Source organism: Cupriavidus sp. 01L46 (assembly GCF_056399905.1).
Genome location: NZ_JBFTSF010000144.1, coordinates 1 through 15,436 on the forward strand (window position 1 = coordinate 1; position 15,436 = coordinate 15,436).

The window sequence follows — 15,436 nt, forward strand, 5'->3', positions numbered from 1 at the left end:
ATGCATGGCCTCGGCCGGGAAGAAGCAGCAATCGCCGGGACCAAGCTCGCGCGATTGCCCGTTCACCTCGGCGCGCGCCCTGCCCTCCAGCACATAGCAGACCTGCTCGATGCCGGGATGCGCGTGAGGCAAGGCACCTTTGCCGCGCTCGATGGTGCCGTGGATGACTTCTAGCTGGGTGGCGCCGACGTTGTCGCGGCCGATGATGCGGCGGTTCAGCGTGCCGACATGATTGGCCGGGTGGTAGCCGGGCACGTCTTCGGCACGGACAAAGTAGATCGGTGAGGACGACGAGGGGGTCATTGCAGTCTCCATGCCGGCTTCGCCGCGACCCCATGAGGGCAGCTGTGATGCCCGGCTTTTTTCATGTTTGTGAAAGTTATTTTATCCCTATGAAAAAACTAGTCAACTGTTTCAGCCAGCCCGCGACGCCTCAACCGCCTCGGCAATGGATTCTGAGTGACTTTTTACGCACAAAACAGAAATTTCCTGGCAGCCCCGGCAAATTCTGCAATCTCGCGCATCAGGGATGCAGAGACGCTGCAGCCTTTGCGGCATCTGTCCAAACGCATTTTTCCTAACGCATCCCTCCTGACTTGACCCGCCCTCGGAAAGGTAAACCGCACCTTGGCTTCCCGCCTGCCCCCCGGACGCTGGACTGTGGCTGATCAAGCTGTTTACCACCTACCGCATTGCCGCCGTGGGCAACGGCCTGATGGTGGGCTGCACGGTCGGCCACGGGGGCCATGGGACGATCGACTATGATGAGTGCTTCTCTTCCGGCCAATCCCGGCCTGCCCCACTCATGACCGCCAACGACAACAAAGCGCCGCCGATGAACGTGAAGACGGCGTTGCGCGTGCTCGAGATCATCGAAACCTTCGCGCGCGAGCGGCGCGCGCTGTCGCTATCGGAGCTGGCCCGGTTGCTGGCGGTGCCGGCATCGAGCTGCCTGGCGCTGATCCGGACCCTGACCTCGCTGGGTTACCTGTACGAGACCGGCCGCCGCCAAGGCTATTACCCCACAGGCCGCCTGCTGGCCATGGCGCAGCAGATCGCGCGGCACGACCCGGTGCTGGACCGGGTGCACGGCACCATGAACGAGCTGCGTGCCGCCACCGGCGAGACCGTGGTGATCGGCAAGCTGCATGAAGGCCGGTGGGTGGTGTACCTGGACGTGCTCGAATCCCCGCACGCGATCCGCTATATCGCCACCGCAGGCGAGCGGCGTGAGCTCCATGCAAACTCGATCGGCAAGGCCTTGCTGTCCGTCATGCCCGAGGACGAGCGCAGCGCGCTGATCGCTCAGCTCAGCTTCGAGCGCTTCACGCCACGCACGGTAGCCAACGCGGCGCAGCTGGAAGCCGAGCTGAAGAAGTCCGCCGAGCAAGGCTGCTTCATCAACCTGGGCGAGTCGCTGCCCGATGTTGGCGCGCTGGCCTGGCCCGTGCGGCTGTCGGGAGAATGCTACGGGATTTCCATTGCCGGGCCGGCGTACCGCATCGAGCCCGCGCTGACGCGGTTCTCGGCCATCCTCAGGACGGCCTGCTCCGCGCTCGAGCGCGACGAGCGCAGCCGGTTCTCGCAATAGCTATATCAGCCTATCCGCCTATCCGCCGTCAACTCCCGGCCGACGCTTCCGGCATGCCGCATTCGCGCAGCAGATCGCGCAGTTCGTTGATGACCGGAAACACCTCCTGGTTCCAGTCGGCGCCCTGCTCGTCGTGCGCCGCCTGCTCGCTCTCGACGATCCAGCGGTCCTCTTTGAAGATCCGCTCGGTAAACCACACCAGCAGCGGCCAGGCCAGATCCAGTATGCCGGGAATGCCGGGCTTCTTGATCGACAGCAGCCCGAACGTGCGGTTGGTGCGCTGCTCGGCGTCGAGCGGCACGTAGACGATCCACAGGTCCATCACCAGTGTGGCATCCGAGGTGCGGATCTGCAGGGTCTGGTAGGGATACAGGGTGCGGACCGTCATCACGTCCTTGCCGCCTTGCCCGCCCTTGCTGCCCTTGTTGCCGCCGCCAAACACCAGCGCTTCGCCCACCGGCTGCTTGCCTTGCTCGCGAGCGAAGGTGTAGTCCACCTCGACCCATCCGTCGCCGCGCCGGCGGCCCAGCGAGCTGGCGCGCATCTGCCCCATCTGCCGCCGGTGCAGGAACTGATGGTTCATGTCCATCAGGTTCTCGTGCATGAACGAGTAATGGCATTTGACCTCGCGGCCAAAACGCCGCGTCTTGTAGGCCTTGTTGGCCACCGAGCCCAGGCTGGGCAACGGGGTTTCGTCGGCCAGCACCGCGCTGCCGGGGAACACGAAGATCAGCCCTTCCACCTCGCGGCAGGGGTAGGAGCGCACGCCGTTGGGCAAGCGCTCGCGGCCCAGGTAAGGCACATCGATGCAGCGGCCGGTGCAGTCATAGGTCCAGCCGTGATAGCAGCAACGGATCGATTCGCCTTCGACCACGCCCGCATGCAACGGCACCTGCCGGTGCGCGCAACGATCCTCGAGCGCGAACACCGCGCCGGACGCCGTGCGCACCAGCACGATCGGCTCTCCGGCAAAGCGCACGCCATGCGCCTTGCCGCGCTTGACCTCGCGCGACCAGGCCAGGGGATACCAGTGATCGGGATGAATGGTGACGCGGCGCAGGTCGCGCAGCGGAACTTCGGTAGGGCTATCGCTATCGTTGGCACTGCTACTGCTATCTAGCAACGGAACTGCATGCATGGGGGACTTCTCCTTGCAAGACTGGTATCTCGATTAGCCGGCTGCATGGGCGGGAGGACGAATCCAAGGGCTAAGTCTAACCGAAGGCGTGCCAAGAGATGTGTTGCCCGCCGCGGGGTAATGACGGGTATCCGGGCTTACCCCGACACCGGCCGAACGTACCGGTGGTGGCGCGGATAGCGCCCTTGATGACGTGATGCTCAGGGCGCATCCGCCGCTGGCGCCAGGCACCAGTAGCGCAGGCCCGCAGGCACGGTATCCGACAACGAGATAGCAGGCACGGCGTGGATCGCCAGCACAGCGTCGCCGTGGCGCCAGCTGCAAGCATTGGCGGTGGCCGGGCTGGCCGCCGGCGACACCGCCACCGCCTGCCCGAGCATGGTCTGGAACAGGCCCCCGCCGCCGCGCTTGAGCCAGGCTTCCTTCAAGGTCCAGAGCTGGAAGAAGGCCTCGCGTTGCGCCGTCGGATCGCCGCCCGGGCGCAATGCCGGCAAGGCGGCGCGCTCGGCTTCGCTGCTGACCGCAAGCACCAGCGCGTCCAGCCCCTTGCGCGGCAGCACGCGCTCGATGTCCAACCCGAGCGGTTCCAGCCCGACGGCACAGGCAACGTGGTCGCCGGAATGGGAGAGGGAGAGAAAAGCGGACACAGGCCCGATGGCCCGCGGCGGGCCGTCCGGCGCGGCGCTCAGCGTCCAGTCCTGCCAGCCGCCGCCGTAAGCTTGCGCCAGCAATTGGCGCGCAATCCAGCGCCCGGCCACGAACTGGGCGGCGCGCTGGCCGGCCTGCAGGGCGTCCAGGCGCCGCGCTTCGTCCGCGCCCAGCCATTGCCTGGCGGGCGGGACCTGTCCCGCCAGGCCAGCTACCGACGCAACGCGAACGTGAATCGGGGCGGCCGGCATGGCGTCGTGTGGCGCTCGGCCTTACTTGCCCGCCACCTTGGCGTACGTGCCCTTGAGCGCCACACCGGCCACCACGGCGCCGGCGTGGCATTCGTACTCGGTCGGGCTAGCGACCGAGTCCTTCTTGTAGTAGCTCACCACGTCGACCACGGCATTGGCGCCGAGCGTCTTGGCCTTGTCCTGGAACGCGATCAGCGCGGACAGCGCGGCCCAGCGGCAGGCCTCTTCATCGCTCTTGCCGAAGCTGTTGGTCTTGCGGTTGGACACATCGCTCTCCTTGGTCTCCAGGACCTTGGGCTTCTTCTGCCCGGCCAGGAAGAACTTGACCGAGCCGTCGAGCTTTTCCTGGGCTTCCGGCATATCCAGTACTTCCTGGAACGGCAGCATGTACTTGGTATCGCGCGCCGCGGCGGGCGTGGACAACAGCATGGCGGCCGAGGCGGTTGCGGCCAGGATGGAGAGAGCGTGCTTCATTGACCTTCCTTTCTTGATGTTGTTGATGTTGTTGGCGTTGTTGATTTTATCGATGAGGAAAAGGCACGGTAGTACTGGCAGATCAACGCCAGCGGCGGAACACCAGCGATGTGTTGATGCCGCCAAAGGCAAAATTGTTGCTCATCGCATGCTCGATGTCGAGCCGCCTGCCCTCGCCCATGATGTAATCAAGGGAGGCGCAGCGCGGGTCCGGGTTGGCCAGGTTGATGGTGGGCGCAAACCAGCCGTCGCGCATCATCTCCACCGTCATCCACGCCTCGAGTGCGCCGCAGGCGCCTAGCGTATGGCCCATATAGCTCTTCAACGAACTCACCGGCACCGCGTCGCCCAGCACCTCGCGAGTGGCATGGGACTCGGCGATATCGCCCTGGTCGGTGGCGGTGCCGTGGGCATTGACGTAGCCGATCGCCGAGGCCGGCAGGCCGGCATCCTCCAGCGCCAGGCGCATGGCCTGCGCCATGGTGTCCGCCTTGGGCTGGGTCACGTGGGCGCCGTCGCTGTTGGTGCCAAAGCCGACAATCTCGGCCAGGATGCGCGCGCCGCGCGCCAGCGCGTGCTCCAGCTCCTCCAGCACCAGCGTGCCCGCGCCCTCGCCCAGCACCAGGCCGTCGCGCTTGCCGTCGAACGGGCGCGGCGTGCTATGCGGCGCATCGTTGCAGGTGCTGGTGGCAAACAGCGTATCGAACACGGCGGCCTCGGTGGGATCCAGCTCCTCGGCGCCGCYCGCCAGCATGGCCACCTRCCGGCCGCTGCGGATGGTTTCGTAAGCGTAGCCGATACCCTGGCTGCCCGAGGTGCAGGCGCTGGAGGTGGTGAGGATGCGCCCGGTAATGCCGAAGAACACGCCGATGTTCACCGCCGTGGTATGCGGCATCATGCGGATGTAGGTGGTCGCGCTGACGTCCTCGGTGGTGCGGTCCATCATCATGCGGCCAAAATCGGCCACGGCCGACGGTGTGCCGGTGGACGAGCCGTAGGCAATGCCGAGCTTGCCGCTTGCGACCAGCGGATCGCCAAGCAGCCCCGCATCGCGCAAGGCGGCCTCGCTGGCCAGCACCGACATCACGGCCACGCGGCCCATGGCCCGCGTGACCTTGCGGGTGTAATGCGCCGGCAGCGCGAACGGCGGCACAGGTGCCGCAAGCTGCGTGTTGAGCCCCTTGTAGACGGCCCACTCCGGCATCCGCACGACCGCGTTGCGGCCGCTGGCCAGGCGCTCGCGCACGCTCGCCCAGTCGTTGCCCAGCGAGCAGACTGCGCCGGCTCCGGTAATGACGACTCGCTTCATCCGAACATCCCCCCGTTGACCGAAATCACCTGCCGGGTGATATAGCCCGCATCGGCGGACATCAGGAACGCCACGGTGGCAGCCACCTCGTCCGGCGTGCCCATGCGGCGTGCCGGGATCATGCGCAAGGCTTCCTCCAGCACGTGTTCGTCGACCATCTCCGTATCGATCAGGCCAGGGGCCACGCAATTGACGGTAATGGCGCGCTTGGCCAGCTCGATGGCCAGCGCCTTGGTGGCGCCGATCACGCCGGCCTTGGCCGCGCTGTAGTTGGTCTGGCCCCGGTTGCCCACCAGCCCCGACACCGAAGACAGCGTGACGATGCGGCCCGGCTTGCGCCGCTGCACCATGGGCATCACCAACGGGTTGAGCACGTTGTAGAAGGCGTCCAGGTTGGTGTGGATCACCTCGTCCCACTCTGCCCCGGTCATGGCCGGGAACGCCGCATCGCGCGCAATGCCCGCATTGCAGACCACGCCGTAGTAGCAGCCATGGGTTTCGATATCGGCCAGCAGCGCGGCCGCGGCCTGCTCCCGCTGGCTGACGTCGAAACAAAGCACGCGCGCGGTGCGGCCCAGGGCGCGGATCGCATCGGCCACCGATTCGGCTTCATCGCGCCGGGAGCGGCAATGCACCACCACATCGTAGCCCTCGCGCGCCATGCGCAGCGCGATGGCGCGGCCGATGCCGCGCGAAGACCCTGTGACGAGCACGGTTCGGTTCGTCATGGTTGTTGTCCTTGCAAGAAAGCCTGCGCGTCGGCAGGCTGGAAAACGGAAACGTTGGCGCGCGCCACTTCGCGCTCGCCCAGCGACAGCGAGCAGGCAAACATGCCGAGCCCGTTGTCGCCGACCAGCTCGGCGCGCACTTGTATGGTCAGCACGCTGCCCACCGGGAACGCCGGCACATCGCATTCGTAGCGCCGCGAGCCGAGCAGGAAACCGATGCCCGGCGCCCGCCCGGCACGCCAGTCCTGCGCGCCGGCCCAGGCGGCGATGGTCTGCGCCATGTACTCGATGCCGACCCAGCCCGGCATGCCGGACTCATCGACAAACAGCTGGGTGGCGCGCACCGTGGTGCGCGCTGCCGCGTGTTCCTCATCGGCGCGCAACAGCTCATCCAGCAAGCGCATCCCGCCGGCGTGCGGCAGCACCTCGGCGATTGCCGGCAACGCGGCAATGGACGTCGTGGTCATGGTCAGCCGGCTCCCAGTATCACGGCGCTGTTGCTGCCGCCGAAGGCGAAGGAGTTGCTCATCACGTAGCGCGGCGCGCGGCCCAGCGCTTCGCCGGGGGCCACCACGCGCAGCGCCGGCAAGGCGGGATCGGGCACGCCATCCCACCAGTGCGGGGGCAGGCGGCCGTCTGGGTTGTCGACCAGCGTCAGCCACATCAGCGCGGCCTCGATCGCACCGGCCGCGCCGAGCGCGTGCCCGGTCATCGGCTTGGTCGAGCTGAGCGGCAGATCTGCGCCGAACACCGCGGCGCATGCCAGCGCTTCCATGGCGTCGTTCTGCGGCGTGGCGGTGCCGTGCAGGTTAAGGTAATCGATGTCCGCGGGCGCAAGCCCGGCGCGCTCCAGCGCCTGCAGCATGGCGGCCCGGGCACCAGCGCCGCTGGGGTCCGGCGCCGACATGTGATGCGCGTCGGAGGTCTCGCCGCAACCGGCAAGGCGCACCGGCCCCGGCTCGGCGGACAGCAGGAACAAGCCGGCGCCTTCGCCCAGGTTGATGCCGCAACGGTTGGCCGACAGCGGGTTGCAGCGCGACGCCGAGACGGAATCCAGCGCGCTGAAGCCGGCCACGGTGAAGGAGCACAGGGTATCCGCGCCGCCCGCGATCACCACGTCCGCCATGCCGCTGCGCAGCAGGCGCGCGGCAGCCCCGAGCGCCTTGGCGCTCGACGAGCAGGCGGTGGACAGCGTGTAGGCCACGCCGGTCACGCCCAGCACGCCGGCCAGGAACTGCGCCGGCGAGCCCAGCTCCTGCTGCCCGTAGTGGAAACCCTCCGGCCACGCACCGGTGGCAGCGCGCGCGCGCACGGCCACGCCGCCCTCGGCAATGCCGGAGGTGCTGGTGCCCAGCACCACGGCCACCCGTGCCGGGCCAACCCGGGCGATGGCGGCCTGCGCCTGCGGCATGAACTGGAGCGCGGCGTGATACAGCAGCGCATTGTTGCGGGTACGGTGCACCTGTGGCGTGTCGTCCGGCAGGCTGAGCGCGGCGTTGACCGTGCCGAGCTGCAGCGGGCGGCCCGGACTGTACAGCTCAGTCACCTCGCCGCCATGCGGGGCGTCGCCGCGCCAGAGTGCCGCGCGCACGGCATCCGCGCCGTCGCCTAGCGCGCAGGTCATGCCCAGTGCATTAATAAAGACATTCATTTCGTGCCTCCTTGCCCTGCCGGCGGCAGGGTGCGGATGGTCAGCCGATAGCCATCGCGGTATTGCTCGAACTCGATCGTCTGCGGGTCCGGATAGCGCACCTCCGCCACCACCTCGCCAGCCGCGCGCAGCACGCGCCGGCCGGCCTCGGCCTCCAGGCGCCAGCCCGCCGGCAAGGCCGCGGCAATCGCCTCGACCGGCCACAACGACAACTGCATTTCACTCAGGATACGCTCCGGCATCAGCTCGGCCGGCGCCCAGGGCGAGCGCACCACCCGCAGTTCCCGCCCATCCCAGTCCAGCCGTGCCAGCACCTGCCCGCCGGCCAGCGCGGCCAGCCGCGTGTGGGTGGCGTCGGCTTCCAGCAAGGCCTGGATCTCGCGGCGCTCCTCGCCGCGCGGGGTGCGGTACACCACGGTGATCTGCTGCTGCAGCGCCAGCTCGCGGCCCAGCGATGCCGGCGGCAGGCGCAGCAACGGCACGGCCTGCTGCCCGGCCGGCACGGTGGGCGCGGCAGGCAGCGAAGCGGAACCTGCCGCCGGCCGCGCGCCCGGGCCGGCGCAGCCCGCCAGCAGCAACGCACACGCGGCAACACCCAGCAGCATCCGCGCCGGCGCGGCGCCCATGGCCGGATGCCCGGCAATCAGGCTTCGCAAAGTTGCTCCAGCACGCCAAGGCGGCGCCGCGACTCGGTGACGAACGGGTTGGTGCGGTCCCAGGCATAGCCCGCCAGGATGGCCGAAATCATGCGGCGGATTTCCGGCGTGGCATTGGGATGGAAAATCAGCTTCTGGAAGCGGCCTTCGTACCACGCTTCCACAAAGGTGCGGAAGCAGTCCACGCCGTCCTTGAGCGGGCGGCCGTAATCGGCCTGCCAGTCCACCGCCTCGCCATTCAACTGGCGCGCCAGGCAGGCCGTGGCCAGGCTGGCGGACTTGAAGGCAATGGTCACGCCAGACGAGAACACCGGGTCGAGAAATTCGCCCGCATTGCCCAGCAACGCATAGCCTTTGCCCCACAGCGATTTCACGTTGGCCGAGTAACCGGCGATCTGCCGGGCCGGGGTATCCCAGCTGGCGTTGGCCAGCAGCTTGGCAAGGCCGGGCTCCTCGCCCACCAGCGCCCGCAGCCGCTCGGTCTCGGTCCCTGTGTACTGGTCGAGGAAACGCTTTTCCGCCACCACGCCCTGCGAGCAGCGGCCGTCCGAGAACGGAATGGTCCAGTACCAGACATCGACATGCTCCGGATGCACGCTGACGCGGATCTTGTTGCGATCGAAGGTGCCCAGCGGGATGCGGTCTTCCACGTGGGTGAAGATGGCGCTGCGCACGGGGAAGTGCGACGGCGACTCCAGGTCCAGCAGGCGCGGCAGCACGCGGCCGAAACCCGAGGCATCCAGCAGGAAGCGCGCCTGCACCTGGTACACCTTGCCATCGGGGTCGCGCACGGTGACGCAAGGCTGCTCGCCTTCCAGGTCGACGGCGCTCACCTGATGCTGGAAACGGACCTCGGCACCCTGCTTCTGCGCCTCGCGGATCAGCACGTCGTCGAAGCGCGCGCGCTGGACCTGGTAGGTGGTGCCCCAGCCGGCGGAGAACTTGTCGCGGAAATCGAAATCCGTATAGCGGTCGCCACGCACGAAGGCAGCGCCGTTCTTGTACTGGAAGCCGGCTTCGACCACCGCCTGCAGCATGCCCGCCTCTTCGATGTAGGCCATGCTCTGCGGCAGCAGGCTTTCCCCGATCGAGAAGCGCKGAAAGGTCTCTTTCTCGATCACCAGCACATCAATGCCGCGCTTGCGCAAAAGGCCCGCCGCCACGGAGCCCGCCGGGCCCGCGCCGATGATAAGGACATCCACCTGTTCGGTATTCATTAGCAACCCTGTTTGACTCGTTGATCTTGTTGGTTTTATTTGTCTTGCTATTTGTCTTGCTGCTACTTCACATGAAACTAGTGCGCTTGCCCATGCGCCGCGTGCGGCCGGAACCATGGCGACAGCACCCATACCGCCCCCACGCCGGACAGCATGGTCATGCCAAAGGCATGCAGCGCCGGCGTGGACGACAGCGCCAGCAGGCCGAAGGCCAGCAGCGTGCTGGCCGCGCCAAGCACGATCGCCGTCCATGACTCGCCATCGCCGGGATGCTCCAGCAGGAAGATGCCGTAGTCCACGCCCACGCCAAGCAGCAACGCCAGCGCAAGCACGGAGAACAATTGCAGCGGCACATGCAGCCAGCCCAGCAGCGCCACGCTGAATACCCCCGCCAGCAAGGTCGGCACCAGCGCCCGCCACGAGGCCCTGCCATAGCGCCATGCCAGCAACAGCGCCACGCCCAGCGCGCCGGCGCCCAGCAGCCAGGTCATCAGCACGCGGTAATGCTTGAGCAGCGAGGACAGGTCGGCCACGCGGTCCACCCACTCGACGCCCGGCACCTTGGCCGCCGCCGCCTCGATCAGCGCAATGGTGGTGGGCTTGTCCAGCCCGCGCAGCAGCATGACGCTGGCGTAGCCCTGGCCCTCGCGATCCAGCCAGAGGTGACGCAACGTCTCGGAAACCGGGTTCGCCAGCCACGCCGGCAACGTCAGCACGCGGTCCGGCGCGGCGGCATTGGGCGCGCCCACGGGGCCGCCCACCGCGCGCGCCACGCGCTCGCGCACGGCAGCCTCCAGGCCGTCCGTCAGCTTGGCATCGGCATGCTGGCGGGACGCCGATGGCACCCAATCGGAGATGGCCAGGAAACCCTCCAGCTCGCCGCGCGCCACCACGCCTGCCAGCGCCGCCTTGACCGCTTCCTCGCGCGCCAGCACCTGATCCGGCGAGTCGCCGCGCACCAGCAGGAACTGGGCGGGGCTAGGTGTGCCCAGCAAGCGCCCGGCGGTGCGCTGCGCCTCGATCAGCGCCGGCGGCGAGCTTTGCAGCTGGCGCACGTCATCCGCCACCTTGACCTGCCACAGCCCCGGCACGATGAACAGGGCCAGGGCACCCAGCAGCAGCATCGAAGCGCGATCCATGCCCACGCGCGGCCAGCGGGCCAGGCTGGCGGTCAGCCAACTCGACAGGCGCGTCTGGCGCAGCTGGCCGCGGTCAAGCAGCGGGAACCAGAACACCACGGTCAGGAAAGCCGCCACCAGCCCCACGGCCGAGAACAGCGCCATTTGCCGCAGCCCCGGGAACGGCGCGATGCCCAGCGCCAGGTAGGCCACCACGCTGGTCGACAGCGCCAGCGCCATGCCCGGCAGCAGCCTGCGCATCACMTGCGGCGGCGACAGGCCAGGGCTGGCCTGCCGCGACACGAAATAGTGAATGCCGAAGTCCTCGGCCACGCCCACCAGGCTGGCTCCGAACACCAGCGTGATCAGGTGGACGCGGTCAAACACCAGCGCGGTGGCCGATACCGCGGCAGCCGTGCCGATCAGCAGCGACAGCCCCACCAAGATGATCGGGCGCAGCGAACGGAAGGCCAGCCAGACCAGCAGCAAGACCGCCGCCAGCGAACCCCAGCCAATCACGTTCATCTCCAGGTTGGCCTGGGATGCGGCGGCTTCCGCGTGCAAGGGAATGCCGGCGGCCACTACGTGCACGCCGTCGTCGCCCTGCGCGGCGGCGCGCTCGCCCATCTGGAGCACATCGCCGTAGTCTGTATTGCCGCTCACCGAGAACGCGGGCTTGGTGATGCGATACGTCAGCAGCACCCACTCCTTGCCCTCGGCGCTGAGCGCCGCGCGGCCATCACGCTCATGCACGCGCGTGATGGCCGCGCGCGACAGCCACCAGTCCTGCCAGAGCCCGATCGGGTCAGCGGCCCAGTCGGTCAGGCGCGGGCCGGTGGAAAGCTGGTAGAGCCGGGTGAGCGCCTGCTGGGACAATACATCGGGATCAGCCTGGCGCAGCATGGCGCGCTGGCTATCGGTAAGCAGGCGATCGCGGTAAGGCCGGTAGAAGGCCAGCGCCGCGTCGAGGTCGAAACTGGCGATGCGGTCCACTGGCTGCAGCAAGCTCGCCTGCGGCTTCGCGGCCGTGCTGAAGCGATCGGCGGCGGCGCGGGCGCGGGCCCAGTCGGGCGCGCCGACCAGCACCACGATCTCGCGCGAGACGCCATCGGCCAGCCGGCGCAGCACGCGGTCGGCGGTGGCGGTGCGCTGGCTGGTGGGCAACAAGGCCATCACATCGGTGTCKAGCCGCGAGGCGCGCCAGAACTGCAACTGGTGCACCGTCAGCGCGATCACCAGCAGCAGCCACGCCACGGCCAGCACCCGCTCCAGGGTGCTGAGCCCGTGCRCGGGCTTGCCAGTGACCGGGGCGGCCCTAGCCACCTTTGCCGCCTTACTCAAAGCGCTTCTCCTCATCCGCACCGAGTTTGGCGGCCGCGCTCGGGTCGATCATCTTGACGGTGGTGCTGTCGCCGCTGCCTTCTTCCAGGCGCACGTTGCGCACAAAGCGGTCCCCGGCCAGCTCGATGCGGGTGAATACGCGCCGCATGCCGGCATCGGTCGGCGTCAGCGTCAGCGTCCAGCCGCTCTTGCCAACCAGTTGGCCGGCCACCTCGAAGCGTGTGGACAACGCGCGCAGGTCGCCGCGCAGCACGGCAATCACCGATTCGCCCACGACCCGCATGGCGGGCTGGGCGTCTGCCTGCAACTGTTGCTGCACGCGGCCATCGGCACCGCGCATGACCAGCCGGTCCGGCGTGACCAGAAGGCTGGACGCAAACGGCTCACGCGTGCTCCACACCACGCCACGCTCGCGCGCGAGCACGAAGTCGCCACGTGAGACCAGCGGATTGGCAAAGCCGGACAGGCGGCGGACCTGCTCGAAGCGTCCGTGGATTACCGGGGCATCGGACAAGCGCGCAGCCACCGAGGCCAGCAAATCCGGCGCGGCCGCGGCGGCGAGGCCCGGGCCAGCCAGCACGGCGCAGCAAAGCGCCTGCAACAAGCGGCGGCGCGTCATTCCTGGCACTCCGGCTGCGCCCCGTCTTGCACGCCAAGGCACGCCAGCAKGACCGGCGGGCAGACGTACTGCATCTCGCCATTGGCCAGGTCCACCGCCACCTGGATGGTGTAGCCCTTGGTCAGGCGCCGGCCGCTGGCGGCATCGCGGACCACGTACTCGATCTTGAGCCGGTTCTCCCACTCGACGATGGTAGCGCGCACGATGAACGACTGGCCATAGGTAAGCGGCCCGACATACTTGACGCGCATGTCCACCACGGGCCACGCATAGCCCGAGTCCCGCATGGCTGGGTAGTCGTAGTGGTAGCGCGCCAGCAGCGCGCAGCGTGCCTGCTCGAAATAGCGCACGTAGTTGCCGTGCCAGACCACGTTCATCGGGTCGAGGTCGTGGAAGGCCGCGCTGAGCGTGATCTCAAAGCTGAAGTCCTGGGAGGCTTGGGGCATAAGGTTGGGTATCGCGATGTCCGGATTCAGGTCAGCTTTCAATGGGTGCGGCGCTGGCGCGCGCGGCGTCCGGCACGGCGCCGCCCTGGCCCCAGAAATCGTAGAAGTTGAACCAGTCGTAGGGCGACTCCACCAGCAGTTGCGACAGCCATTGCGCATAGCCGGCCGCGTGCTCGGTCAGGATCGCGTCGCGCCGCGCGCGCGGCAAGCGCACTTCGCGGGCCAGCTCGGTAAAGCGCAGCAGATGGCCTTTGCCCGAACGCACGCAGCCCATGGCGAACAACGGGCATTCCAACAACGCCGCCAGCACATAAGGCCCCACGGGAAAGCGCGCGGGCGCGCCCAGGAACGGCACCGTCACGGCGCGGCCCCCATGCACCGGGACCCGGTCGCCCGCAATCGCCACGAACTCGCCCGCGCGGACCTTCTCGGCCAACAGCAAGGCGGTGGCCGGCGAAATATCGTCGACCTGGAACAGCTGCAGCCCGGAGCGCGGGTCCAGCCGCGACAGGATGCGGTTGAACTGCGCCGCGTGCGCGGTATGCACCAGCACCGTCAGGCGCAGGCCAGCGCGCTGGTTGGCCAGCACCCGGCACAGCTCCAGGCAGCCCATGTGGGCGGTCACGATGATGCCGCCCTGCCCGCTGGCGATCTGCGCCAGCATCACCTCGGCGCCCTCACGCCGCACCGCGCCATAGCGGTAGCCGCCGCCGATGGCCAGCAGCTTGTCGAGCAACGTGTCGGCAAACGAGAACAGGTGGCGCAGGCTATGGCGCAGCCCCGGCATCATGCCCGCCGGGCCGACCGCGCCCGTAGCGGCCTGGATGCGGCGCAGATAGTCGAGCGACGCATGGCGCGCCAGCGGCTTGGCAAGCCAGTAGTAGGTCACCACCGGGTACAGCACCGCGCGGAACAGCACACGGCCGCACAGGCGATACAGCCAGTACAGGCTCCACACGCCCCATACGCAAGTGGATTCGCGGATCTGGCTCCAGTGACGGGCCATGCGCCCGGGTTGCGTCGCTTGGGCAGCTTGGGGGCCTTGGCTGGCTTGGGGCGTGCTMATGCCGGCCGCACCTTGCGCCACAGCAGTACCGGCAAGCGCTTGAGCATGCCGAAGAAGAGCCGCGTATGCATGGAAGATATCAGCACGTTGTCGCGCCAGACCTGGAAATGGGAAACGCCGTCGGTGGGATACGTCACACGCGTGGGTACGTTGACGACGCGCACGCCGCGCCAGACCAGGTGCACCAGCACCTCGGTATCGAACTGCATGCGCCGGCCCAGCTTGACCTGGCGCACCAGCGGGAGCACGTGCGCGAGGGGATAGACGCGCAGGCCGCACATCGAATCGCGCACGGCGAACGACAGCGTGTTGATCCAGACCCAGACGTGGGTCAGGTAGCGCGCCAGCAGCCGCACGCGCGGCACCGACTCGTCGTAGACCGGGCAGCCGCAGATCATGGCGTCCGGGCTGGCCTGTGCCAGGGCCAGGAACTGGGGGATGCAGCCGGCATCATGCTGCCCGTCGGCATCGATCTGCAGCGCATGCGTAAATCCCATGCGCGCGGCCTCCTCGAAGCCCGCCATGATGGCCCCGCCCTTGCCCTGGTTCTGCGGCAGGCGGATCAGGTGGACCCGGTCGGCATGGTTTGCGGCAAGCTCGCGCAGCACACGCTCGCAGGCCGGGYTGCTGCCGTCGTCCACCAGCAGGCAMGGCACAGGGTGCGCGAGAATGGCTTGCACCATCGCACCGATGGCACGTTCGTGGTCGTAGACCGGGACGAGCGCCACGGGCTTAAACATCCGCCTCTCCAAAAATGATGCGCCCGCTGGCGTGCGGGCCGCGCGCCGAACTCAGGCGAAAGGCCAGCGCGCTGCGCTCGGGCTGCCAGGCCAGCGTCATGTGCACCAGGGTGCCGGGCGTGATCACGGCCTGGAACTTGAGTATCTCGAGCCGGCGAAAACGCGCGCGCGGCGGCACCGGCAGGCGCTCGGGTGCCAGCGCCATCACCCAGTCGACCTGTGCCACGCCTGGCACGATGGGGCTGCCCGGGAAATGGCCGTCGAACACGGCCAGGTCCTCGCTGACCTCCAGCTCGGCGGCGGCGGACAGCGCATCCTCCGCGGCCTGCCAGCGCACGGCCGGCAGCACGCGGCGGAACACGTCGCGCAGCATGGCTTGCGTGGTCTTGCCCTGCGCGTTGCAGGGCAACGCCTCGGCAAAGCTCCAGCGCCGCGGCAACGCC

The 15,436-nt window shown here is 68.2% G+C and carries 16 protein-coding genes and 1 pseudogene; 1 reads left to right on the plus strand and 16 read right to left on the minus strand.

All coding sequences use genetic code 11. From position 1 onward, the window contains the following. Nucleotides 1-303, minus strand: a 303-nt coding sequence (locus AC1DS3_RS23110; RefSeq protein WP_477128025.1) for a cupin domain-containing protein, incomplete at its 3' end; no start/stop codon positions are given. Between the two features lie 532 nt (nt 304-835). On the opposite strand from AC1DS3_RS23110, the gene AC1DS3_RS23115 reads away from it, so the two are divergent. Next, nucleotides 836-1,591, plus strand: coding sequence for an IclR family transcriptional regulator (locus AC1DS3_RS23115; RefSeq protein WP_043358260.1), 756 nt, complete (start codon nt 836-838; stop codon nt 1,589-1,591). Nucleotides 1,592-1,619: 28 nt separating this feature from the next. Here AC1DS3_RS23115 and AC1DS3_RS23120 read toward each other — a convergent pair whose 3' ends face one another. From AC1DS3_RS23120 to AC1DS3_RS23190, 15 genes and pseudogenes are all read right to left on the minus strand, one after another. Continuing rightward, nucleotides 1,620-2,729, minus strand: coding sequence for a Rieske 2Fe-2S domain-containing protein (locus AC1DS3_RS23120; RefSeq protein WP_441637635.1), 1,110 nt, complete (start codon nt 2,727-2,729; stop codon nt 1,620-1,622). A 200-nt stretch (nt 2,730-2,929) separates the two neighbouring features. Continuing rightward, complete coding sequence (locus tag AC1DS3_RS23125) at nt 2,930-3,628, minus strand: 4'-phosphopantetheinyl transferase family protein (protein WP_477109291.1); 699 nt, start codon at nt 3,626-3,628, stop codon at nt 2,930-2,932. 21 nt (nt 3,629-3,649) lie between these two features. Beyond that, on the minus strand, nt 3,650-4,102 hold the full coding sequence (locus AC1DS3_RS23130; protein ID WP_253929842.1) for an excinuclease ATPase subunit: 453 nt from the start codon (nt 4,100-4,102) through the stop codon (nt 3,650-3,652). Nucleotides 4,103-4,184: 82 nt separating this feature from the next. Next, nucleotides 4,185-5,411, minus strand: coding sequence for a beta-ketoacyl-ACP synthase (locus AC1DS3_RS23135; RefSeq protein WP_477128026.1), 1,227 nt, complete (start codon nt 5,409-5,411; stop codon nt 4,185-4,187). After that, entirely contained in the window at nt 5,408-6,139 is a 732-nt protein-coding gene (gene fabG / locus AC1DS3_RS23140; protein ID WP_441637629.1) for a 3-oxoacyl-ACP reductase FabG, read from the minus strand. Before fabG ends, AC1DS3_RS23135 begins: the two co-directional genes overlap by 4 nt. Next, on the minus strand, nt 6,136-6,606 hold the full coding sequence (locus tag AC1DS3_RS23145; protein ID WP_441637627.1) for a hotdog family protein: 471 nt from the start codon (nt 6,604-6,606) through the stop codon (nt 6,136-6,138). Before AC1DS3_RS23145 ends, fabG begins: the two co-directional genes overlap by 4 nt. 2 nt (nt 6,607-6,608) lie before the next feature. After that, nucleotides 6,609-7,790, minus strand: coding sequence for a beta-ketoacyl-ACP synthase (locus AC1DS3_RS23150; protein ID WP_441637625.1), 1,182 nt, complete (start codon nt 7,788-7,790; stop codon nt 6,609-6,611). Beyond that, nucleotides 7,787-8,446, minus strand: coding sequence for a DUF3261 domain-containing protein (locus AC1DS3_RS23155; RefSeq protein ID WP_441637623.1), 660 nt, complete (start codon nt 8,444-8,446; stop codon nt 7,787-7,789). Before AC1DS3_RS23155 ends, AC1DS3_RS23150 begins: the two co-directional genes overlap by 4 nt. Continuing rightward, nucleotides 8,434-9,663, minus strand: coding sequence for an NAD(P)/FAD-dependent oxidoreductase (locus AC1DS3_RS23160; protein ID WP_477128027.1), 1,230 nt, complete (start codon nt 9,661-9,663; stop codon nt 8,434-8,436). The genes AC1DS3_RS23155 and AC1DS3_RS23160 overlap by 13 nt, the downstream gene beginning before the upstream one ends. 77 nt (nt 9,664-9,740) lie before the next feature. After that, nucleotides 9,741-12,122 (minus strand): MMPL family transporter, encoded by a 2,382-nt coding sequence (locus tag AC1DS3_RS23165; protein ID WP_477128028.1) that lies wholly within the window; start codon nt 12,120-12,122, stop codon nt 9,741-9,743. Next, nucleotides 12,115-12,741 carry an outer membrane lipoprotein carrier protein LolA gene (locus AC1DS3_RS23170; protein ID WP_441637615.1) on the minus strand — a complete coding sequence of 209 codons (627 nt, stop codon included), beginning with the start codon at nt 12,739-12,741 and terminating at the stop codon, nt 12,115-12,117. The genes AC1DS3_RS23165 and AC1DS3_RS23170 overlap by 8 nt, the downstream gene beginning before the upstream one ends. Continuing rightward, nucleotides 12,738-13,187, minus strand: a complete 450-nt coding sequence (locus AC1DS3_RS23175) for an acyl-CoA thioesterase (protein WP_477128029.1) — start codon at nt 13,185-13,187, stop codon at nt 12,738-12,740. Before AC1DS3_RS23175 ends, AC1DS3_RS23170 begins: the two co-directional genes overlap by 4 nt. A 31-nt stretch (nt 13,188-13,218) precedes the next feature. After that, complete coding sequence (locus AC1DS3_RS23180; RefSeq protein WP_477128030.1) at nt 13,219-14,193, minus strand: LpxL/LpxP family acyltransferase; 975 nt, start codon at nt 14,191-14,193, stop codon at nt 13,219-13,221. Nucleotides 14,194-14,252: 59 nt separating this feature from the next. Next, nucleotides 14,253-14,993, minus strand: a pseudogene (locus AC1DS3_RS23185) (glycosyltransferase family 2 protein); the annotation flags it as partial. Next, nucleotides 14,986-15,436 (minus strand): ApeI family dehydratase (locus tag AC1DS3_RS23190; protein WP_477128031.1); only part of this gene is annotated, 451 nt, incomplete at its 5' end. The gene AC1DS3_RS23190 and the pseudogene AC1DS3_RS23185, both read right to left, overlap by 8 nt.